At 69.6% G+C, this 21,785-nt stretch carries 20 protein-coding genes; 5 read left to right on the top strand and 15 right to left on the bottom strand.

Going from position 1 to position 21,785, the window contains the following annotated elements; genetic code table 11:
* Positions 1–10: 10 nt before the first annotated feature.
* The 3 genes from OAW74_RS01115 to OAW74_RS01105 are packed head-to-tail and all read right to left on the bottom strand — an operon-like array spanning position 11 to position 2,953.
* Complete coding sequence (locus tag OAW74_RS01115) at positions 11–1,351, bottom strand: MFS transporter (RefSeq protein ID WP_262872486.1); 1,341 nt, start codon at positions 1,349–1,351, stop codon at positions 11–13.
* A 27-nt stretch (positions 1,352–1,378) separates the two neighbouring features.
* Positions 1,379–2,179, bottom strand: coding sequence for an SDR family NAD(P)-dependent oxidoreductase (locus OAW74_RS01110; protein ID WP_262872485.1), 801 nt, complete (start codon positions 2,177–2,179; stop codon positions 1,379–1,381).
* Between the two features lie 30 nt (positions 2,180–2,209).
* Entirely contained in the window at positions 2,210–2,953 is a 744-nt protein-coding gene (locus OAW74_RS01105; protein ID WP_262872484.1) for an SDR family NAD(P)-dependent oxidoreductase, read from the bottom strand.
* Between the two features lie 116 nt (positions 2,954–3,069).
* Between OAW74_RS01105 and OAW74_RS01100 the strand changes: the two genes are divergently transcribed.
* On the top strand, positions 3,070–3,819 hold the full coding sequence (locus OAW74_RS01100) for an IclR family transcriptional regulator (RefSeq protein ID WP_262872483.1): 750 nt from the start codon (positions 3,070–3,072) through the stop codon (positions 3,817–3,819).
* 42 nt (positions 3,820–3,861) lie between these two features.
* On the opposite strand, the gene OAW74_RS01095 is transcribed toward OAW74_RS01100, so the two are convergent.
* Positions 3,862–4,680 carry a universal stress protein gene (locus OAW74_RS01095; RefSeq protein WP_262872482.1) on the bottom strand — a complete coding sequence of 273 codons (819 nt, stop codon included), beginning with the start codon at positions 4,678–4,680 and terminating at the stop codon, positions 3,862–3,864.
* A 95-nt stretch (positions 4,681–4,775) separates the two neighbouring features.
* Here OAW74_RS01095 and OAW74_RS01090 point away from each other — a divergent pair, with 95 nt between their 5' ends.
* Positions 4,776–6,092, top strand: coding sequence for a leucine-rich repeat domain-containing protein (locus OAW74_RS01090; protein WP_262872481.1), 1,317 nt, complete (start codon positions 4,776–4,778; stop codon positions 6,090–6,092).
* Here the strand turns inward: OAW74_RS01090 and OAW74_RS01085 are convergent.
* The 8 genes from OAW74_RS01085 to OAW74_RS01050 all read right to left on the bottom strand — a co-directional run bounded on the left by OAW74_RS01085 (position 6,073) and on the right by OAW74_RS01050 (position 13,516).
* Positions 6,073–6,843, bottom strand: coding sequence for an SDR family oxidoreductase (locus OAW74_RS01085; RefSeq protein ID WP_262872480.1), 771 nt, complete (start codon positions 6,841–6,843; stop codon positions 6,073–6,075). The two genes, OAW74_RS01090 and OAW74_RS01085, sit on opposite strands and share 20 nt — an antisense overlap.
* 25 nt (positions 6,844–6,868) lie before the next feature.
* Positions 6,869–7,630 (bottom strand): GntR family transcriptional regulator, encoded by a 762-nt coding sequence (locus tag OAW74_RS01080; protein WP_262872479.1) that lies wholly within the window; start codon positions 7,628–7,630, stop codon positions 6,869–6,871.
* Positions 7,631–7,719: 89 nt separating this feature from the next.
* The gene (gene deoC, locus OAW74_RS01075; protein ID WP_262872478.1) at positions 7,720–8,430 is read right to left on the bottom strand and encodes a deoxyribose-phosphate aldolase; all 711 of its coding nucleotides are present in this window, start codon (positions 8,428–8,430) and stop codon (positions 7,720–7,722) included.
* A gap of 30 nt (positions 8,431–8,460) precedes the next feature.
* A complete protein-coding gene (rbsD, locus tag OAW74_RS01070; protein ID WP_262872477.1) occupies positions 8,461–8,916 on the bottom strand; it encodes a D-ribose pyranase in 456 nt (151 codons plus the stop codon).
* 16 nt (positions 8,917–8,932) lie between these two features.
* Positions 8,933–10,474, bottom strand: coding sequence for a sugar ABC transporter ATP-binding protein (locus OAW74_RS01065; RefSeq protein WP_262872476.1), 1,542 nt, complete (start codon positions 10,472–10,474; stop codon positions 8,933–8,935).
* Positions 10,474–11,499 (bottom strand): sugar ABC transporter substrate-binding protein, encoded by a 1,026-nt coding sequence (locus OAW74_RS01060; protein ID WP_262872475.1) that lies wholly within the window; start codon positions 11,497–11,499, stop codon positions 10,474–10,476. Before OAW74_RS01060 ends, OAW74_RS01065 begins: the two co-directional genes overlap by 1 nt.
* A 98-nt stretch (positions 11,500–11,597) precedes the next feature.
* Complete coding sequence (locus tag OAW74_RS01055) at positions 11,598–12,599, bottom strand: ABC transporter permease (protein WP_262872474.1); 1,002 nt, start codon at positions 12,597–12,599, stop codon at positions 11,598–11,600.
* Positions 12,596–13,516 (bottom strand): ribokinase, encoded by a 921-nt coding sequence (locus tag OAW74_RS01050; protein WP_262872473.1) that lies wholly within the window; start codon positions 13,514–13,516, stop codon positions 12,596–12,598. The genes OAW74_RS01055 and OAW74_RS01050 overlap by 4 nt, the downstream gene beginning before the upstream one ends.
* A gap of 222 nt (positions 13,517–13,738) precedes the next feature.
* Here OAW74_RS01050 and OAW74_RS01045 point away from each other — a divergent pair, with 222 nt between their 5' ends.
* The 3 genes from OAW74_RS01045 (at position 13,739) to OAW74_RS01035 (ending at position 17,007) form a co-directional block, all read left to right on the top strand.
* The gene (locus OAW74_RS01045) at positions 13,739–15,124 is read left to right on the top strand and encodes an HNH endonuclease signature motif containing protein (protein WP_262872472.1); all 1,386 of its coding nucleotides are present in this window, start codon (positions 13,739–13,741) and stop codon (positions 15,122–15,124) included.
* A gap of 183 nt (positions 15,125–15,307) precedes the next feature.
* A complete protein-coding gene (locus tag OAW74_RS01040; RefSeq protein ID WP_262872471.1) occupies positions 15,308–16,450 on the top strand; it encodes a hypothetical protein in 1,143 nt (380 codons plus the stop codon).
* A complete protein-coding gene (locus OAW74_RS01035) occupies positions 16,447–17,007 on the top strand; it encodes an NUDIX domain-containing protein (RefSeq protein WP_262872470.1) in 561 nt (186 codons plus the stop codon). The genes OAW74_RS01040 and OAW74_RS01035 overlap by 4 nt, the downstream gene beginning before the upstream one ends.
* On the opposite strand, the gene OAW74_RS01030 is transcribed toward OAW74_RS01035, so the two are convergent.
* From OAW74_RS01030 to OAW74_RS01020, 3 genes are all read right to left on the bottom strand, one after another.
* Positions 16,997–20,248, bottom strand: a complete 3,252-nt coding sequence (locus OAW74_RS01030) for a hypothetical protein (RefSeq protein ID WP_262872469.1) — start codon at positions 20,246–20,248, stop codon at positions 16,997–16,999. The genes OAW74_RS01035 and OAW74_RS01030 overlap by 11 nt on opposite strands.
* Positions 20,249–20,335: 87 nt before the next feature.
* A complete protein-coding gene (locus OAW74_RS01025; protein ID WP_262872468.1) occupies positions 20,336–20,809 on the bottom strand; it encodes a VanZ family protein in 474 nt (157 codons plus the stop codon).
* Positions 20,810–20,890: 81 nt separating this feature from the next.
* The gene (locus OAW74_RS01020; RefSeq protein ID WP_262872467.1) at positions 20,891–21,727 is read right to left on the bottom strand and encodes a hypothetical protein; all 837 of its coding nucleotides are present in this window, start codon (positions 21,725–21,727) and stop codon (positions 20,891–20,893) included.
* Positions 21,728–21,785: the final 58 nt, after the last annotated feature.

The following is a 21,785-nucleotide window of genomic DNA, read 5'->3' as shown; positions in this document are numbered from 1 at the left end:
GGTCGACCCCTCACTTGCCGAGGTCTCGCAGCGGAACCCGGTAGGTCTCGCGAGCGGTCAGGATCGCGATCGACGAGATGACGCACGCCGCGGTCGTGAAGGCCGCGGCGGGCCACCACGCTCCTGCGTTGGCAGACGACACCGCCTGGATGATCGTCGGCGAGAAGCCGGTCAGCACGAGGCCGAGCTGCAGGCCGACGGCCATGCCGCTCACGCGGAATCGCACGTTGAACATCTCGCTGAAGAACACCGGATACACGGCGTTCGTGGCGGCGAACGCGATCGTGATGCACAGGAAGACGCCGAGATAGATCATCGGCACGTTGGCCGAGCCCACGGCCCAGAAGAACTCCCACACGGCGAGCGCGCCGAACAGATTGCCGCCGATCAGCACAGGCTTGCGGCCGATCTTGTCGCTCAGCAGCGCGAACAGCGGTTGAGTCACCATCGCCGTGGCGTAGCCGAACACCACCGCCCAGAGCATGGTGGTCGAGGGGATGCCGACGACCGCGGTCGCGTAAGAGAGGCCGTAGACGGGCACGACGGAGCTGATCACGATGAGGAAGGCGGCGAAGATCACCCGCACGACGTCACCGGGCTGGTGGCGCAGAACCTCGCCCAGCGGGACCTTCGCGATCGCGCCCTGCTCCTTCTGCTCGACGAAGGCTTCGGGGTCGGTGAGGCTGCGGCGAATGATCACGCCGACGACGACGATGACCGCGCTGGCCCAGAACGGCACGCGCCAGCCCCACGAGTAGATCGCGTCTTCGGGCAGCGCCGCGACACCGATGAAGGCGAGCGTCGCGAGAATGTACCCGGCCCAGATTCCCGTGACCATCCACGAGGTGTAGAGGCCGCGGCGCCCCTCCGGCGCGTGCTCGAGCGTGAGCGAGGTCGCACCCGATGCCTCACCGCCGACCGAGAGCCCCTGGAAGAGCCGCAACGCGATCAGCATGATCGGCGCCCACACCCCGACCGAGTCGTACGAAGGCAGGCATCCGATGAGGAACGTCGCGATGCCCATCACGAGCAGAGTCAGGATCATGATGTTGCGTCGGCCGTGGCGGTCGCCGAAGTGGCCGGCGAGGAACCCGCCGAGCGGCCGCGCGAGATACGCGACGCCGTAGGTGCCCAGCGACAGCAGAAGGCCGGTGGCCCCGGCATCCGGGAAGAAGACCCTGGTGAACACGAGCGCGGATGCCGACGCATAGATGTACATGTCGTAGTACTCGAGCGCCGATCCGACGAACCCCGCGACCGACGCCCGCTTTCCCTGGTCGCCCCTGCCGCGGCGCTCACGTGCCGGGCCCGCGGCCGTGCGAGCCGGCTCAGTGACTGTCTTCGTTGACATTTCTGCTTCCTTTCGTGTGCGGCGCCCTCAGCAGGTGAGAGCGCCTCCGTTGATGTCGAGGCTCGCGCCGTTGATGTACGAGGCCTTGCTGCTGATGAGGAACTCGATCGCGTCAGCGATCTCATCGGGCCGAGCGAATCTCCCCATCGGAATCTGATCGGTCATCTGCTGCGTCTCGGCCGACGGCATTCCGCCGGTCATCTGCGTGGCGACGAACCCGGGCGCCACGCCGTTGACGCGGATCGACCACGACGAGAGCTCACGCGCGAGCGAGCCGGTGAGGTTCTGCAGCGCGCCCTTCGAGGCGGCGTAGGCGACCGAGGAGGGCAGGAAGGGTGGGAAGAGCGCTCCCGGCAGGCCGCCGGTGCCCCACTTCGACGTGATCGAGAGGATGTTCACGATGCTCGCCGAGCCATCGGTGGGCATGTGCCGAAACGCTTCCTGCACCAGCAGCAAGGGGGCCTTCACGTTGACGGCGAGCGTGAGATCCCACTCCTCCGGCGACACCTCGTAGAAAGGGCGCTTCTTGCCGTTTTCTTTGGGAGAGATGCCCACCGCGTTGACCAGCACCGACAGCAGGCCGATCTCGCGGGCGGCCGCAACGGCGGCCCGGTTCGCCTCTGCCGTCGTGAGATCGCCCGCGACGGCGCGGTGCTGGCGACCGTCGCCCGCGGCGAGGCCCGAGGCGACAGCCTGCGCCGCCTCCGCGCTCGCATCTGCCACGACGACCGCGTAGCCCGCCGCAGCGAGCCGCCCGCTCACGATGCTGCCGATGCCACCGCCTCCGCCGGTCACGATCGCGCTCCGTGTGGTGTGTTCGCTCGTCATCATTGCCCCTTGTGCTCGTGTGTTCTGCGGTCAGTAGTCGGCGCGTCCGCCGGTGAGGTCGAAGACGAATCCCGTCGTGAACGACGAGTCGGCCGAAGCGATGTAGGAGACCAGAGCCGCGACCTCCTCAACGGTGCCGAATCGCCCCATCGGGATGAGGCTCTTCTGAACCTCCTGACGCTCGGCGGTCATCCCGGAGATCAGCGGAGTCTCGATGGATGCCGGCGCGATCGCGTTGATCGTGACCCCGCTGCGCGCGTACTCCTTGCCCGTCGCCTTCACCAGGCCGATCACGCCCGCCTTCGACGCAGAGTAAGCAGCCATCTGAGGGTTGCCCTCTTTGCCCGCGACCGAGGCGACGTGCACGATCCGGCCATACCCCGTCGGCAGCAGGAGCTGAAGCGCCGCCCGCGTCACGGCGAACGCCCCTCCGAGGTTGAGCGCCACGATCCGATCGAACGTCTCCTGGCTCACCTCGGCGGTCGGCTCGACGGGACCGAGGACTCCCGCGCAGTTGACGACAGCATCCACTCCTCCGAGCTTCGCCGCGGCATCACGAAGCGCCTCGGCGACGCCGACCGCATCGGTGACGTCGATGGGCGCCGTGTGCGCGGCGGCGAAGTCGTGCGGCCACCGCGCGGACGGCAGGTCGAGCCCGGCAACGGCGATGCCGTCGGCGGCGAGCCGCTCGACGATCGCAGCGCCCATCCCGCTGGATGCGCCGACGACGATCGCCGTGCGGGTACGTGCGGTGGCGGATGGATGCGTCGGCATGTGGGACTCCCCGTAGCAGCGTCGATTCGGTGGACAGCAGGTCGTCGACGACCCGCAATGCGAGAGATGCTACGCACAGCCTTGCGCTGAGAGCAACCAACGATATGGTCTTTTGCATGGAGCGCAATGAAGCACCACGAATCGAGTCGGTTCACCGGGCCCTCGTGCTGGTGAAGCTGCTGTCGGACACGGAATCGATCAGCGTCACCGAAGCGGCCGCGGCTCTCTCGGTGAACGCATCGACCGCGCAACGACTGCTGGCGACCCTCGTACTCGACGGCTTCGCCGTGCAGCAGACCGACCGGAGATATGCGGTCGGCCCCGCGATGACGTCGGTCGGCCCGCCGCGCCAGGCGAGCAATCTGGTGCGGTCGGCGATGGAGGAGCTTCTCGCACGGACGGGCGAGACCGTGCATCTGGCCTATCTGGCCGGCACCCGCATCCAGCACACCGACGGCATCGAAGCGACGGCGCACGCGCTGAGGTTCACTCTGCGCGTCGGCGTGTGGCTGCCGGCGCATCTCACCGCGGGAGGCAAGGCACTGCTTGCCGACCTCACCGATGACGAAGTGGATGCGCGCTACAGCATGGCCCTCGCCGGCCCGAGGGCGAGCCGGCTCAACGTCGACATGGCACAGCTGCACGATCAACTCGACGAAGTGCGCGAGACCCGCGTCGCGTGGAACCTCGAAGAGAGCGAGCCCGGGCTCGCCGCCGTGGCGATCTCGATCAGTCAGGAGGGCGGGCAGCATGCAGCGCTGAGCGTCGCGCTTCCGATCGCACGCTTCAGCAAGGAGCGCGGCGAGCAGTGGTCTGCCGACCTCATCGACATCGCCGACCGACTGCGGGCACTCTCGGCAAAGTAGAGCAACGCCAGACTCAGCCCGCCGCGCGCTGGGGGCACGGCGTCAGCGCACCGCCAGCGTCGGGGTGACCGGCGAGGTGAGCACGGCGTCGCTCACCGAACCGAGGAAGAGGCGGGCGAGCGTGCCGCGGCCGTGGGTGCCGACCACGAGCAGCGCCGCGTTCTCGGCGGCGTGGGCGAGCATCGTGGCGGGGTCGCCCTCGATGATGCGCTCATCGATCTCGAGCTCGGGGTGGGCCGCGCGCACGGGCGCGAGCGCCTCGGCGACCAGGGCGGTGGTGGGCTGTTGCAGGTCGATCGGCGTGGCGTCGATGTATCCGAAGCCGCCGAGGCCCGCCGTGTCGTCGACGATCACCGGCATCCACGCGCCGACCGCGATCAGTGGCTCGCCTCGGCGCTCGGCCTCGGATGCGGCGAAGGCGAGGGCGCGCTCGGTGACCTCGGAGCCGTCGATGCCGACCACCACACCGGCGCGGCCGGCGAGGTCGACGTCGGGCACGACCGCCACCGTCACGTGTGCCGACGAGACGATGTGTCGACCGTGGTCGCCCCAGTGCCGGCCCGGCTCGGCGTCGCCGATCACGAGGAGGTCGGCGTGCTTCGACGCCTCGACGAGCTCGGCGACCGGGTTTCCGTGCAGGGCGAGCACGTCGCACTCCACCCCAGCGAACTCGGCCTCGACGCGCTGACGCTCAGCCTCGATCACGATGAACGCGGGTGAGATCTCGGCGGGGTCGGGTGCCTCGGGCGCCACCGACACGAGCACGAGTCGCGCGCCGAGGTCGACCGCGCGCTGCGCGGCCCAGTCGACGGCGCGGCGGCTGGCGTCAGCATCCGTCACTCCTACGAAGATGTCGCCCACAGGGCACCTCCCGAAACGTCGGTGTTGCGGCGAGCGTAGCAAGGCCGAGCGGATCGACGGGTGACGGCCGACCGGCCCACTGCTATGGTGCACGCATGCTCAACCCGAAGCATTCCCTGCTGCGTCGCGCCCTGCCGCTGATGCTGGCCTCGCTGCTCGTTCTGGCCGGGGCCGCCGCGCCCGCTACGGCGGTGACGCAGCCCGCGGTCGGCCCCGTCGTCACCGCACTGAAGACCGACGTCAAGGTCGGCGACTTCACCTACGACCTCGACACCGTAGAGCTGACCGCGACGGTCACCGGGTGGAGCGGCAACCGCAAGACCACGATCACGATCCCCGCGACGATCAAGGCCGGCACCAAGACCTACAAGGTGACCGAGATCGGCTACGGAGCCTTCGCGGGGCCGGTGACCTACGTGCTGCCCGATCGATCGCCGGTGCCGGCGACGAAGGCGGTGATCCCCTACGGCGTGAAGTGGATCAACAGCTACGCGTTCTACGGAAACCGCATCTCGTCGTTCTCGATCCCCGGATCGGTCGAGTGGATCGGCACCCGTGCGCTCGACCAGGACGAGTTCGAGCACTCGGGCTGGCTGCGCAAGGTCACCTTCCGCGGCGATGCCCCCTCGATGTCGGAGCTGGGCGACTACATCTGCTCGCCCGGCGGCTGCGGCTACAACGGACGAGCACCCCTCGGCATCGGCAACGGCCTGATCGTGTACTACAAGTCCGGGGCCAAGGGCTTCACCACCCCCATCTGGGCGGGCTACCTCACCGCACTCGAGGGGTCGAAGGCCGTGCCGACCGGGTATGGCACGCGCGTTCTCGACATGCAGGTCGAGGTGAGCGCATCGCCCGTGAGCGGCGCGAAGCTGACGGCAAGCCTGCGGGCCTGGGCGGTCGGCGGCAAGCTCTCGCCGAAGCCCACGAAGCTCTCGTACCAGTGGCACATCCGTCAAGACGACGGCACGTGGAAGAAGATCGGCAGCGGAAAGACGGCCACGATCCCAGAGGGCAGCGGCGGCAAGATCCTGCGTGTGCTCACGATCGCGAAGGGTCCAGGCACCCGCGAGGCGGTGCTGCAGCTGGGCGGCGTCTACACGGTGCTGAAGACCTTCACCACCAAGCCGAAGCCCACCGTCACTCTGCCCGACGGCGTGACGAAGGCGAAGGTGGGCACCAAGCTCACCGCCACCGGCGCGAGCGCCAAGAGCTGGGCGCCCGACGCCGACTCGGTGAGCTATCGCTGGTACCGCAACGGCAAGGCGATCACGACGAAGGGCGGCTCGCGCAGCTATGTCGTGACCTCCGCCGACCTGGGCAAGAAGCTCACCGTACGGGTGGTCGCCACCAAGGCCGACTACGCGAAGTCCGCCCGCACGTCGGTGGCGTTCACGGTGCCGAAGAAGTAGCGGTGGCGCCGCCGGTGCGGCGCAGCCACTCGTCGAACGTCTCGACGCCGAGCTCGGCACCGGGCCCGGGCAGCAGCGAGCCGTCGCGCTGGGCCTTGCCGAGCGGACCGGGCAGCGCGATGCTCGGGATCCATACGCGGATGCTGCGCGCCCGTGCCCACCGTCGCACCATGTCGACGAGCGACTGCTCGCGGGGGCCGGCGAGCTCGAGGTACCCGTTGCGGGCCGGTGCCTCGGCGAGGTCGACGAGGCGTGCCGCGACCTCGCGGGCGGCGATGGGCTGGGTGCGCATCTTCGGAACGACGTGCAGCGGGCCGACCTTCGCGCTGGCATAGATCTGCGCCGCGAACTCGTGGAACTGTGTGGCGCGCAGGATCGTCCACGGCACCTGCTGCCCCTCGATCGCGAGCTCTTGAGCGCGCTTGCCTGCGTAATAGCCGTGCGGGGCGCGGTCGACCCCCACGATCGCGAGGGCGACGTGGCGGTCGATGCCCGCCGCCCGCTCGGCCTCGAGCAGGGTGCGCGTCGTCGCCTCGAAGAAGCCGGTCGCCTGCTGCTCGTTGAGCGTGCCGATGTTGGTGACGTCGATCACGGCGTCGGCGCCTCGCAGCGCTCCGGCGAGGCCCGCGCCCGTGGTCAGGTCGACGCCGGCGCTCCTGGCGATGGCGGAGATCTCGTGGCCGCGCGCTTCGGCCTCTGCGACGACGAGTCTTCCCATGAGCCCTGTTGCCCCGGCCACGGCGATTCTCATGGGGATCAGTCTGGCCCGGGGCGGGTCACCGGCGCGAGAGCATCGAGGTCACGCGCAGCCTGCCCGAGTGGATCCAGACATCGGAGTACTCGACGGGCTTGTCGTTGGAGAGATAGGTGACCTGCTCGAGATACTGCACGGGGCCTCCCGGTGCGATCTGCAGCAGCTCGGCCACGTCGCCCTGCGCGGCTTCCGCGCTGAAGGTGCGTCGCGCCGACGAGATGCGCAGGCTGTATCTGCCCTCGAGCGTGCCGAACAGGCTGGCCGTCGCGAAGTCGACCGTCTCGATGCCGGGCGCGAAGTCGGTGCGCACATAGTTGAACAGCAGCACGACCGGCCCGCTCTCGGTGCTGCGCAGACGCACGAGCTTGAGCACCATTCCGCCGGCCGGCACCTCGAGGAGCGCAGCGACTGGCCGCGGCGGGTCGATGAGCGTGCACTCGATGACGCGTGTGGTCGTGACGACGCCCTGGTTGGCGAAGTCTTCGGAGAGAGTGCTGAGCTTCTGCGCGATGGCCGGCTCGATCGTCGTGGACGTCACGAAGGTGCCGCGGCCGCGCACCTGGCGCAGCAGCCCCTCCTCGATGAGCGTCGTCATCGCCCGGCGCAGCGTTCCCCGGCTGACGCCGAGCTCGGCGGCGAGCTCGGGCTCGCTCTTGAGCCGGTAGTGCGACGGCCACTCACCCGACGCGATCTTCGCCCGGAACCCGTCGGAGATCTGCGCATGGATCGCCACCGGCAGCTCCCGATGGATATCGGCAGCACCGCTCACATCCGTCGCGTCCACGCGACCTCCTCATCTTCTACATCTTGGCTACCACCGTCCTGCGCCTTGAGGCGACAGGACGGCGGTACGCCACGGCCGATCCCCCCGGATCAGTAGCTGACGGTGTCGTCGTCGCCGGTGTCGCTGATGATCGACAGCCCCGCGCTCGTGCCCAGCAGAACGGCGCCGGCGCGCAGCAGTTCGAGACCCTGAGCGTACGACTTGATCGAGCCCGACGCCTTGACGAGCACTCCGTCGCGGGCCCGCTCGACGAGATAGCGGATGCTGGCGGGGTTCGCCGTCTCGATCTGGCCGCTCGACGCGTTCTTGAGGTAGGCGGCGCCGGCGTCCATCGCGAGCTCGATCGCCGCATCCTTCTCCGCGTCGGTCAGCAGGGGCAGCTCGAGCATGACCTTCACCGGGATGCCGCTCGCGCGCACCACGCCCGCGATGTCTTCGCGGAACTCGTCGTACATGCCGCTCTTGAGCCAGCCCACCTGCACGCCGATGTCGAGCTGGGTGGCGCCCTGCTTGGCGATCTGCTCGGCCTCGGCCGCCTTGCCGGCGCTCGTGGTCACCCCGACGGTCGGAAAGTCGAGTGCCGACGCCACGCCGACACCGGTGCCGGCGAGCTCAGCCGCGACGAGCGGCACCCACGATGCGGGAACCATGGCCGCGTTGAAGCCGTGCTCGACCGTCTCACGGGCGTGCGCGATCATCTCGTCGCGGGTCGAACCCACCTCGATCTTGGTGTGCTGGATGTAGGGCGCCATCTGCGACGGCGTGAGGGTCAGCTGGTCGGATGCTGTCGTTTCGGTCACGGGAGTGTCTTCCTGTTCTCTCTTGAGGTCTCAGAGCTTGGATGCGTAGTAGTCGGGTGCGATGACGCCATCGCCGCCGAACCACTTGGGCACGTCGACGCCGCAGAACAGGCCCACGTTGCCCCAGGGCTCGAAGGCGCCGGTGCGCACGATGACTTTGGCCTGGCGGGCGAGCATGCCCAGCACGTCGGCGTGGGTGCGCAGCGTGAACTCCGCATCGGCGAAGCGGCCCTGGAGCCACTCATCGAGGCGCGGATTGTTGGTCGGCACGTCTTCGGCGCGCACGACGCCCTCGACGACGATCTCGTCGGCGATGAGGTCGATCACGGTGCGCAGATCGGGCAGGTTCTCGGCGATCGCGAGGTCGATGCGGTGGGCGGTGGGCGGAATCGGAAAGCCCGCGTCGACGACCATGATGAGGTCGGTGTGACCGAGCGTGGCGAGCGCGCCGCTGAGCTGGGCGTTCAGGATGCCGTTGCGCTTCATATCGGTTCTCCTTGGGTCAGGCCGCGCTGGCGGCGGCGTCGGTGGCGAGCGCCATGATGGATTCCTCGGTGGCCTCGCTCGCGTCGAGCACCCCCGCCACGCGCCCCTGGCACATGACGACGATGCGGTCGGTGACGGTGAGCAGCTCGGGCAGATCGGACGACGAGCAGACGATGCCCACGCCCCGAGCGGCAAGCTGGAACATCTCCTCGTAGATCTCGACCTTCGCGCCGACGTCGACGCCGCGGGTCGGCTCGTCGAGCATGAGCACCTGAGGGTCCACGGCCAGCCAGCGGGCGAGCAGGGCTTTCTGCTGGTTTCCGCCGGAGAGGTTGGTGATGGGCTGCGCGATCGTCGCGGTCTTGACCCGCATCCGCTTCGACAGCTCTTCGGCGTTGGCGTCGAGTCGGCGGCGGTTGATGAGGCCGGCCGTCGCGTAGCGACGCGTCGTAAGGGCGCCGATGTTCTCGCCCACCGACATCGTGGTGAGGATGCCCTGGGCACGGCGCTCTCCGGGCAGAAGCCCCAGCCGTCGACCGACGCTGACGATCGGCGAGCGGTCGGCGTACTCGGTGCCGCCGACGAACACGCGCCCGCCGCGGGAGGGGCCGGCGCCGAAGATGTTCGCCAGCAGTTCGACCCGACCCGAGTCGGGCAGCCCCGCGATGCCGACGATCTCACCAGGCCGCACCTCGAGCGTGACGTCGCTGTGCCGCACACCCGTCAGCCCCTCCAGGGCCAGCACGGGTGCCGCATCCTGCGCCGTCGAGTTGGCGGCGCGGCCCGCGAAGTGACCCAGCTCGCGCCCGACCATCGCGGCGACGGCCGCGTCGGGAGTCATCTCTTCCCTGCGTGCGGAAGCGACATGGCGGCCGTCGCGCAGGATCTCGAGGCGGTCGCACAGGGCGAATACCTCGGGCATGCGGTGCGAGACGTAGACCATGGTGGTGCCGGCATCCTTCAGTCGCGCCATGAGCGCGAACAGGCGATCCGCCTCTGCGGGAGTGAGCATCGCCGTCGGCTCATCGAGGATGAGCACCTTGCAGTCGCGGGCCACGGCCCGCGCCACGACGACGAGCTGCTGCACGGCGAGATCGAGCCCGCGCACGCCGGCCGTGGGGTCGATCTCGAGCCCGAGCTGGTTCAGCAGCTCCGCGGCGCGCGCGTTCATGCGGCGCTTGGCGGGGAACAGGCGCGAGCCGGGTTCGATGCCGACGAGGATGTTCTCGGCGACGGTGCGGTCGGGCAGCAGCGAGAGCTCCTGCGGAACGATCGCGACCGAGTGCTTCGTGAGCACGGTGTTCGGGTCGTAGGAGGCGATCTCTTCGCCGAACACCGAGATGCTCCCGCCGCTCGGCGGCTGCAGGCCGGCGAGGATCTTCAGCAGGGTCGACTTGCCTGCACCGTTCTCGCCGAGCAGGGCCGTCACCTCCCCCGCGGTGATGTCGAAGCTCACATCATCGAGCGCCTTGACCGGGCCGAAGCTCCGGCTGATGCCCGTGATGCGAACCGCGATCTCGGGATCTGCCGTGCCGTCGAGCGGCGGGAGCTGAGACATCAGTCCTCCACCGTCGCGTCGGCGAGGTTCGCCTTGGTGATGAACTGGGCACCGGTGTCGACGTTGTCGATGGGCGTGCCGTCGATGAGGAAGTCGGCCAGCACCTTGACCGCCTGGTAGCCCTGCTCGGTCGGGTTCTGGCTGATGGTGAACGCCATCACGCCGTCATCGATGTAGTCGGCGGTCGACGAGAGCAGGTCGAAGCCGACCATCGTGACCTTGCCGGCGTTGCCCGACTGGTCGACCCACTTCGCGCCGGCGGTGGTCGAGCAGCAGTCCAGACCCGCGATCGCGACGACGTCGGACTGGCCGGCCATCGTCGACTCGACGGTGTTGTAGGCGGCGCTCGGCTCGTTGCCGACGTTCACCGGGCCGACGATCTCAAGACCACTGCCCTCGAGGCCCGCCTCGAACCCGCTGAAGCGGTCGTGCGACCAGCCGGCGCCGGTGTCGAGCGAGAAGACGACGACCTTGCCGGTCGCACCTTCGCCCAGCACCGAGACGAGCTCTTCGGCCTGCGACTGGCCAGAACCGGTGAGGTCCTGACCCACGAACGCCATCTGGTCGGAGTCGGGGTTGTCAGTGTTGAACGAGATGATCGGGATGCCGGCCTCGTAGGCCTGCGCAATGACCGGCTTCAGAGCGTCGCTCGATGCCGACGAGACGGCCAGGCCGTCGACCGCCTGCTGCTGGATGAGCGTCTGCAGCTCGGAGACCTGCTTGGCGGCGTCGCCGCCGGTCGGGCCGATCAGCTGCACGTCGACGCCGAGTTCTTCTCCGGCCTTCTCCATGCCCGCCTTGATGGGCGTGGCGAAGGCGAGCGACGGGTCGTGGTAGCTGAGCTTGATGCGCAGCGTCTCACCGTCGTCGATGCGCTTCTGGATGTAGTCGGCGAGCTGGAAGCCGCCGTCGCTCTCGGTCGCGCTGCCGCTGGTGATGGCACCGCAGCCAGAGAGCGCGAGCGCTCCTGCGACGGCGAGGGCTGCCCACGCCATGAGGCGGCGGGAACGGGTACGTACAGACATCGGTCCTCCCTTGGTCCGAATGAGGTGGTGTGGTGTTTCTGGGCGTGTTCGTCCATCCGACGCGCCTCGTGGGCACGCCGGTGGATCGCGGCGAGAGGTCAGGCTTTCGTCTTGCGGCGCCTCTGCCAGGTATCGGCGGCGACGGCCGCGACGATGACGAGTCCGGTGATCACGGTCTGCCAGAACGACGAGATTCCGTTGATGTTGAGGATGTTCTGCAGTAGACCGATGAAGGCGACGCCGATGATGGTGCCCCACATCGTGCCCGAGCCGCCGAACAGGGCGGCGCCGCCGATGATGACGGCCGAGATCACGGTGAGTTCGAGCCCCGTTCCGGTCACACCCTGCACGTACGACAGGAACGAGAGACCGAGCACGCCCGCGACCGCCGCCGTGAAGCCCGACAGCACGAATGCCGACGCCTTGACCGCCTTCACGTTGATGCCGACAAGACGTGCGGCCTCCTGGTTGCCGCCGACCGCGTAGGTGTTGAACCCGAGCCGCGAACGAGACAGCAGCACGATGCCGATGGCCGCGATGAAGATGAAGATCAGCAGCTGCATCGGAATGACGCCGAACAGCCGCCCCTGGCCGAGAAGGTTGAACTCGGCGACGCCGGGCTGGTCGGAGCTGAGCGAGATCGGAGCGCCGTCCGAGATGAGCAGCGCGACGCCGCGGAACACGCTCAGGCTGCCGAGCGTCACGATGAAGCTGGGGACTCCGAGAAGAACCACCGCGAGGCCGTTGAGCAGACCGGCGAACGTGCCGGCCGCAAGACCGATCAGCGCAGCCACGGGCCACGCGACGCCGCCGGCGATGGCCATGCCGGTGCAGATCGCCGCCAGTGCGTAGATCGATCCGACCGAGAGGTCGATCTCGCCGTTGATGATCACGAAGGTGGCACCGATCGCCATGATGCCGATCTGCGAGATCTGCTGACCGACCGAGAGCAGGTTGCCCGCCTGGAGGAAGCTCGGCGACAGCACCGCGCCAAGCAGGAAGAGCAGCACCAGCGCGGCGAGCACGCCGAGCTCACGCACGTGGAGGAACTTTCGGGGATTGAACGTGGCGCGGGGTGCGCCCACGACCGTTGCGGTCATTGGGTGGCTCCGATTTCGTCGTCGAGGTCGGTTCGGGTGGGAAGTGCGGGGATGACCCCGGCTGTGGTCACGGTGTGGGCGCCGGCGCGAGCAGCGGTCTCTGCCGCGTCGGCGAGACTCGCGCCTTCGGCGAGCCGGACGGCGAGGGCAGCCGTGAAGGAGTCGCCCGCCCCGGTCGTGTCGACCACGTTCTCGACTCGCACCGGCGCAACCGTCGTGAGGGTGCCGTCGTCGAAGAGCAGCGCCCCCGCGCCGCCTCGAGTGAGCACGACGCTGCCGGCAGTGCGGCCTGCCAGCAGACGCACGAGGTCTTCGTCGTCGTGGCCGTGGTCGGGGTCGAGCCCCAGCAGCACGGGTGCCTCCGACTGGTTCGGCGTGATCACGTCGATCAGGGGCCATGCCTCGTCGGGGAGCGGCTGCGCGGGCGCGGGGTTCAAGAGGGTGCGAGTGCCGGTCTCCCGCCCGAGGCGAAGCGCCGCCACCACCGCGGGGAGCGGAATCTCCATCGACACGACGAGCACGTCTGCAGCCGCGATCGCATCGCGGAAGGTGGCGACGGCCTGCGCGTCCAGGGTGTCGAGCGCCCCGGGGGCGATCGCGATGCGGTTCTCGCCCGACGGCTCGACCAGGATGAAGCCGACCATCGTGGCGGCCTCGGTCGACACGACCACGTGGCTCGAGCCCACCTTCTCCTGCGCCCAGAGCTCGAAGGCCGCCCGGCCGTAATCGTCGTCGCCGACCGCGGTGAGGAGGTTCACCTCGGCGCCCAGGCGTGCGGCGCCGATCGCCTGGTTCGAGCCCTTGCCTCCCGGGCCCGAGTCGAACTGCGCGCCCGAAAGCGTCTCGCCTGCCTCCGGCATCCGTGCGACCCGCATGGTGAGGCCGACTCCGTAACTGCCGACAACTGCAATCTTCATTGATTCGATCCGTACAACTTTGTATGTGGACAACTATGTACAAATGATCATGGCGAGAGCGCGCCGTCGTGTCAAGCGATCGCTTCGAAGTCGTCGGAATCGAGCTGCGCGTCGACGGGATGAGCCGGCACTTCTCCTCCCTAGGCGGAGGGACTGGGCGACTTGTCCCCATATCATACTTTCGTTCTCCGAGTGTCGGGGGTGGTACCTACTATCGAATGTATGACCACTCCTCTCGCTGATATCGCGGCCCTCGCGCTGCGTGCCGACGCGCTGTCGGCGGGCGGGTGCGCGGGGATGGATGCGGCGACGTTGATGCAGTTGACCGATCTGCTGGGTCAGATCCGCCGCAAGACCGACGCGGCGCAGGCCCCGGTCGCGGCGGAGCTGGCGCGGCAGTCGCGGCCGGAGTTGGGGTCGGACTCGTTGGCGAAGAAGCAGGGGTTCCGCAACGCGACCACCCTGATCGCCGCGACCACCGGCACCACGATCGGGGATGCGGTGCGGATCGTGCAGGTCGGCGAAGGCACCGCCCCCAGGATGCAGCTGTCGGGGGTTGCCGGGCCGGCGAAGCACCCGCAGGTCGCCGAGGCGCTCGCGGCCGGGCGGATCGGGGCACCGGCTGCGGCGGCGATCATCTCGCTGCTGGATCGGGTCGCGATCCGGGCAGGGGCTGCGGCGATCGCGCAGGCCGAGCAGACCCTGGTCGAGCAGGCGCCCGGGCTCACGTTGAACGATCTGAACCGGGTGCTGCTGCGCGCCGAAGCGTGGCTCGACCCCGACGGCGTCGCACCCCGCGAAGAACAACTCCGCGCCGACCGGTACCTGCACCTGCACGAGGACCGCACCGGGATGCTGGTTTTCAGCGGGAAGGCCGACCCCGAACACGCCGCCCCCATCAAGGCCGTCATCGAAGCTCTCGTCGGAGCCGAGCTGAGGGCCGCCCGCGACCACGAACAGGCGGGCGGCGCAGCCGGGCTGGGCGCCGGGGTCGGGCTGGGCGCCGGGGAGCCGGATGCGGTGCGGCGCAGCATCCCGCAGATGCAACTCGACGCCCTCGCCCAGGTGTGCGCGCATCTGCTGGACTGCGACGACAAGAACCTCCCCACCGGCGGCGCCACCGTCGTCGTACGACTCACCCTCGACGACCTGCAGAACGGCACCGGCAGCGCCACCATCGACGGGCTGTCCGCTCCGATCTCGGTGTCCACCGCCCGCCGGATGGCCGCCGCCGGCGGGATCATCCCCTGCGTGCTCGGCGGTGACAGCGAGATCCTGGATTGGGGACGCCGCAAGAGACTGTTCACCCGCACCCAACGCCTCGCCCTCGCCGAACGCGACGGCGGCTGCGCCAAATGCGGAGCCCCCCTCACCCACACCCACGCCCACCACATCAACTGGTGGACCAGAGACCACGGCAACACCAACCTCAACGAAGGCGTCCTGCTCTGCGACAGCTGCCACCACCAGATCCACGACTCCGGGTGGGAGATCCGCATCACAGGCACCGGCATCGACGCCGAAGTCTGGTTCACCCCACCGGTCTGGATCGACCCACAACAGACCCCGCGACTCGGCGGCCGAAAACGCTACAGCTTCGCAGCCTGAACGCACCGCGCTCAGGCTGCGAGGGGTGTCTGCCCGGCCATCGGCACTCCCCGGTCGCCCGGTCTACCGTGATCACCGTCACGCGGCACCGCCACGCTCCCACCCGCCCCTCTCCCACCCGCCCCTCTCCCAGCCGCCCCGCTCCCACCCGCCCCGCTCCCACCCGCCCCGTAGGATCACGGCATGAGCCCTCTGCCGTGGCGACGTCGACCCGCGCCCACGATCAAGTCGCGCGTGCTGGTGCTCGAGCTCGACAGCGTGCAGCAGGCGGCGCGCTTCGACAAGGCCCCGTCGGTCGAGGCGGCGGTGCACGAACTCACCGGCATCGTGCGCACGGCTCTGCTGCTGGCAGACCGCATCACCGTGACCGACTCGATGCTGTTCGACGGCGTCTACTTCGCCCACATGCCGCCCGACGCACTCGCGCAGGCGCTCGGGGTGCACTCGTCGGCGCTGCCGATCGAGGTCGTGACTTCGCACGAGTCGCTGGCCGCATCCCTCGCCGCCAAGCGCGACAATCCCGCCTTCGACTGGCAGCTCACCCCGCGCGTCACCGACGCGCACGCCGCACGCCACTGGGACGCCTGGCTCGCGCTCGAGGGACGAGTGCCGACCACGCAATACCGGCCGCTCCCGGCATTCTCGGCTCCCGACGCCGAGTGGGTCGCCGCGCTCACCCCGGCCGCCGCCGCACTGCTCGACTCGCTGCGCGGCGAGCAGCGCCGAAGCGTCGCGACCGCGGCCGTCGCCGAGGCGGCGCAGCAGCATCCGCTCGATCGGCACATCGCTCGCGTGGCCGCATGGTGGTCGACCGTCTACAACATCGCCATCGCGCAGGCGCTCGACGCCGACTGGCTGCGCTTCGACGCGGTCGACGACCACGACGACGGGCTCGAGCGCGAAGCGGCCAGGGGCCGCCGCCGACTGTCGGTGTCGCCGACCCTCGTCGAGACCGCGACGGATGCCGCCGCTCCCCTGTTCGGCATGATCCGCTCGAACACGGCACCCCATCGCCGCCGACTGCGCACGGGCGCTTCGTGGTGGCGGATGCGCGCGCTCACCTACGCGGTCACGCAGACCGGGCAGAGCCCGAAGCTGTGGCGAGCGCTCGTCGACGCGGTCATGCGCCTCGCGATCGCCGGCATCGCGATCGCCCTCATCGTGCCCGGCTTCGCCGACGGGCTCGAGGCGCTGGGCTTCGCGTGGGCGATCTTCGCCGTCTCTGCTGTCGCCACCATCCCCTACTCGGCGATCGGATTGCTGTTTCAGACGCTGCGGCGCGAGAAGGTGCCGCTGCTGTCGATCCAGGTGCAGGAGGATTCATGACCGCGACCCCGACCCCCGGCCCCGGCGCGCCCGACAGCGAACTCGTCTACTCCTCCGGCGGCGAGGTGCCGCTCGAACTGTGGCGCGGCCCGGTCACCCTGCCGAGCGGCCTCAGCTACACGGGGCATGCGCTGCGGGTGCGGGCGCAGCATCCGGGCGTGGTCATCTACGCCCGGCACGCGGGCCAGGTGCTGCTCGTGCGCTCGTGGCGCCCCGCGGTCGGGCGCGAGCTGTGGGAGCTGCCGCGCGGCTTCGGCACCTCGGCGGACGCTGCCGCCGAGGCCCGCCGGGAGCTCCGAGAAGAGACCGGACTCACCGCCTCGGCCGCCCGCGTCGCCGGCAGCTACGTGACCGACTCGACCCTTCTGCCCGGCGAGGTGCGGGTCGTCGTGTGCGACGTCGACGACCTGACCGCGGGCGACACCGACGGCGAAGTGCTCGAGGCCCGCTGGGTGCCGGCCGTCGAGCTTTCGCGCATGGTCGCCGCCGGCGAGCTCGCCGACGCGCACTCGCTCGCCGCCGTCGCGGTGGTCGGGTCCGAGGGTCTCACCCGGTGAAGCTGCCGATGAAGTCGTCGATGCAGAGGTACTGACCCGACACGCACCGGCCGTCGAGTTGGTCCTGCACGGCCTGGTCGAGGGCGTTGCGGCTGAACTTCGACAGCGTCCACCCCAGCGGCGGCGACACGGTCGGCACGGTGTTCGGCGACATCACGACGATGCGAGGGCCGATATCCGAATCGGCCGGCACCTCTTCGAGCTGATCGGCGATGCGCTGCAGCCACGCCGCCTCGCGATTCTGCTGCGCGCGCGCATCGAGTCCCGTCAGCGGCACCACCGCTTCGGCCGCCGCCTGCTTGACCTCGGGGCTGAGCTCGAAGCCCAGGTCGTTCTTCAAGAAGAGCACGTACGGCACCACGTCGGGCCCGGGGCCGGCGTTGTGCTCGACGATGAGGTCGCTCAGCTCGGGCAGCAGGTCGGCGAGGCTCGCGAGCCCGGTGTCTTCGCTGTATCCCCCGTCGACCAGCTGCGCCGTGCGGCCTTCGTCGCAGCCCGCATCGTCGGGCACCGGCATGCGTCCGCCCGGGGTCACATACGGAAAGCGCGCCGACAGCAGGGCGACGGTCGACCAGTTGAGCCGCTCGCTGCAGCCCGGCCACATGTCGTCGAAGGCCACCGTGTAGGCGGCCCCGGTGTCTTGCCGGCCGCAGTCGGTCTCAGCGAGCTGGCCCGCGCCCGGTGCCGTCGCCGGCGCATCGACGTCGAGCTGCACGACCGTCACGCGGCAGCCCGACACCGCATCGGCCGAGTTGATCAAGAGGAACGGATGCTGCGCGCCTTCGTCATCGTCGGGGGTGCGCGTGTAGGCAGAAGCCAGCGGCGACTCGACGGTGCCCGTGACCGTGGCGTTCTCCCACCCCGTCTCGAGCAATCCCGCTCGGTCGGTCCATCTCTCATCGATGGTCGGCACGCGCACACCGGTATAGCCGGCCACAAGGTCGCCGGCCAACAGCCCGGTGACCACGCGTGCGAGCGGATCGGGGCTGATGAGATCGTCGGTCTGTTCCAGTGGGCTCTCGCTCACCTGATCCATCACGAGCCCCACGCTGCCGCCGCTGATGCCGCTGGCCGCGAACAGCGCGTTGCTCAGGCAGCCGGCCCTGGCGCCGGTCGTCCATTCGCCGTCGACCTGCCCGCCGGTGACGGCGCGGAAGGCGTCGAGCGAGGCGACCGTCCAATAGGCGGCGCGGCCTCCGCCGCCCGCCGCGGCCACGAGCACGAGAGGCGTGATCTCTGTCTGCGTCGCGCCGCTGGTCACCGTGCACGTCTGGGCCGACTCCTGCCACTGCGTGAACCGCTCCTCCAGAGCAGCGGTGAACCGCGCATCGGCGGAGTCGGTCGAGCCGACGACGTCGGATGCCGGCGTGGCGGTCTCTGCCACCCGCACCGCATGCACTCGTGCGTCGGTGAGGAACAGCGAGGTGATCACCCCGCAGGCCAGGGTCAGCACGAGCACGGGAGTGGCCTTGAGTCCGAACGCGCGGAAGATCGGCATCGGCTTGTGCCGCTGCAGCGACAGGATCACCCCGCCCAGCAGACACAGCCAGCCGGTCAGCAGCAGCACCGTCGCCGCCACCGGCCCCGCGCTCGCGAACAGCTCGGGCTCGAGCGTCGCGAACCCGACGATGCCGATGCCCACGGCGACCGCCGCCACGTCGGTGATGAGGCTCACCAGCGGGTGCGGTGCACTCGGCATCCGCGGATCGAAGAAGGCGCGCCAGCCTTCGCGCGCCGTCGCGGTGAGCACGAACCGGTCGAACGCCCACACCAGCCCCACCGCGACCGGAGGCCCCAGTATCGTCAGGCCGACGCCCAGCGCCAGCAGAGTCTGAGCAGGAATCGCGTTGGGGTCGTCGTCGACCACCCCGATCGCGTAGGCGAGCACCGGCGAGGTGAACGAGCGGATGAGCCCCCACGGCACGAGCACGAGCGTGAACACCCAGATCGCGTCACCGGTCAGCCAGATCGTGCGTGCCGCCGAGGCGCCTCCCGCGTAGCGAGGCGCCTCCTGCTCCGCCAGGATGCCCGGCCCTGGGCGGTGCATGCTCACCCACACCATCACCAGCGAGAGCACGAGCACGACGAGCGACGTCGAGCCGAGCAGGATGATCGGCCCGAAGTCGGTGACCGGCCCTCCCACCTGCACCGCCAGCCAGATCACGAGCCACAGTGCCAGACCGACGAAGAGCCACGCGAACACCGAGGCGACGCGATGCTTCGACCACCACACCGCCGCGCGATCTGCGGCCATCGCGACGACGAAGGTCACGAAGAGCATGAGCGGCAGCATCCACACCGCACTCTCGCGCCCGCCGGCGGCGACCGCCGCGACGATCACGAGGCACAGCGCGCCGAAGGGAAGAGCGACCCACCAGGCCGGCGACGCTTCGGGCAGCCCGTCCCACCGCTCGCGGCGCGCGATCTCGGAGCGGCGCCTGCCCAGCAGCCAGAACGAGAAGGCCGCGACGAAGACGGCGAAACCGGCCCACAGCAGCGGCGCGTACGCGATGCCGTTCGTACCGGCCCACTCCCTCTGCACATCGGGAAGCTGATCGAAGATGCCCGAGCGCGACACGAGGGTCAGCATGCCGAGCACGATCACGAACACGAGTGCCAGCGCGTGCACGCGCACCGCCGCGACCGCCCGGCGCAGCCGCAGCCAGATCGCGCGTCTTGCCGCGGACGCAGCCATTGCCGCTGCCACGATGAACACGACCGCGCCCCACTTGACGTAGGCGGCCACGGCGACGGTCCCCGTCACGAAAGGGTCGACGGGCGAGCCGGCCGCGAGGAGGATCGCGCCGCTCTCGAACAGCTCCGCGAGGGCGAGGAGCGCGACGCCCACTCCCGCCGCGGACGATCGCCACACGAGCATCACCAGCAGCGGCACGTAGGTGACCAGGAACAGCGTGTCGAGCGCGACGTAGATGTGGATGAGCGTCGCGATCTGTGCGCCGACGCCCTCACCGGCGCCCGCCGCGGCCGCCCACGTCTGCCAGACGTCCTGGCTCGTCCATGCCGCGAACCCCGTCGCATCGGCGAGAGTCGCCGCCTGCCCCGCCCGATCGCCCGCGCCGGTCACGACGAAGGAGCCGAGCAGGCGATCGACCTCGAGCATCGCGATGAGCGCGGCGACCCCGATGGTCAGCAGCAGCGGGATCGTGAGACGCTGCAGATAGGTCGCGCGCGGCGGATCGACCGGCCCGCTCCAGGGCGGGTCAGCGAGCATCTGGACCATGGATCCCCCGATCCCACAGCCGAACAGGCGGCGTCGCCTGGGTTCAGAGATAGCAGGTCTGCGGCGTCGCCGCGAGGGGTGTCGCGCTCAGCGGCGAGCGCGCAGCCGCTCGACCAGCACCACCGCGCCGAGGCCGATCGCAGCCCCGGTGACGTTCGCGATGATGTCGAGCACGCTCGGAGTGCGCTGCACCAGCAGCAGCGCCTGACCCGTCTCGATCACGAGCGTCGTCGCCAGGGCGATCGGCATCACGAGCCCGCGACGATGGGGAGCGGCGAGCGTGAGCAGCACCCCGAACGGCACGAACAGCACGATGTTCGCCGTGAACTCGAGCGCCGGATAACTCAGCCCGGGAATCGCCCGCAGAATCGCGTGCACGAGGCCCGCAGCGTCACGATCGACCGGAACCGGCCAGAACGCGATGAGAGCGAGGGCCGTGAGGTAGGCCACGAGCACCCATGCCGCCGTGCGGGCGGAGGATGCCGCATCCGCCGTCTGCAGAGGTGCATCGTCGAGCGCATCGGCGATCGCCACGGCGCGCGCGTCGTGCGGATCAGACATGCCGCCTCCTCTGCTCGGGCGCCGCCACAGTGCCGCGCAGATTGGTCCGAGTATAGAGGTGCGGGGGGCGGGGGGCGTCGGTCAATGGCACAGGGCGCTGCAGGCGCGCTGCAGGAACGAGAGCACCTTCTGGGCGGTCGTGACGTTGTCGGCGTAGCGTGCGACCGTGATGACCCCTTCTTCCAGGGTGGGGATCTTCGTCGCTCCGGCTTCGATGCGAGCCGCCGACCAGTCCTTGACGCACACGGGTGAACTGCCCACCACTGCGAAGGCCGCGAAGAACGCGTCGGAGCCGCTCTCGACGCCCGCGATCGCCTCGGCGCTCGTGCCGGCGGCGAATCCGCAGCTGAGCACCGCGCGGCGGGCGGCGCTGCCGGCGCCGAGCACCGTGGTCACCGCGGACTGCTCGAGCGTCTCGAGCTTGTCGACCACGACCTCCTGCGCGAGCCAGGCCGCCGTGAGGTCGGAGTCGATGAACCACCGGATGGAGCGCGTGCCGTCGGCAGTGTCGGCGCCGAACACCGTCGACTCGCCCGGCGCCATGAAGTAGTACCGAATGCCCGGCATGAACTGCTGCACGCCCTCTCGGAAAATGCTCGACTCGTCCGTGTCGCCATAGAGCTCGGCCGCAGCGCTCAGGTCGGCGGTCTGGAAGTTCCACACCACGCCGGACTCATTCGAGAGCCATGCGGAGGTGGGGTCGTCGGGGTCGACGCACACTCTCAGGTCGTCGAGGTACTCGGCCTCCGGACCCGATCCCGCGAGGTTCGACTGCGAAGGCCATTCGGCAGGGCATCCGGCATCGGGGCCCGAGCCCCCTCCTCCGCCACCGCCGTCATCGCTGCACGCCGCGCACAGCGCCGCGACGACGACCATCCCCAGCAGTGCGCGCACTGCCCGCCGAGCGTCGAACACCATGTCGGCGCCTCCCCCCAGAAGCCCGATGCTGGCTGAGAGGATACTCCGCGGCTCAGAA

It is taken from the genome of Microbacterium fluvii (assembly GCF_025515205.1).
GTDB lineage: Bacteria > Actinomycetota > Actinomycetes > Actinomycetales > Microbacteriaceae > Microbacterium > Microbacterium fluvii.
The sequence above is the reverse complement of the archived record's forward strand: the minus strand, read 5'-3'. Positions and strand labels throughout refer to the sequence as shown.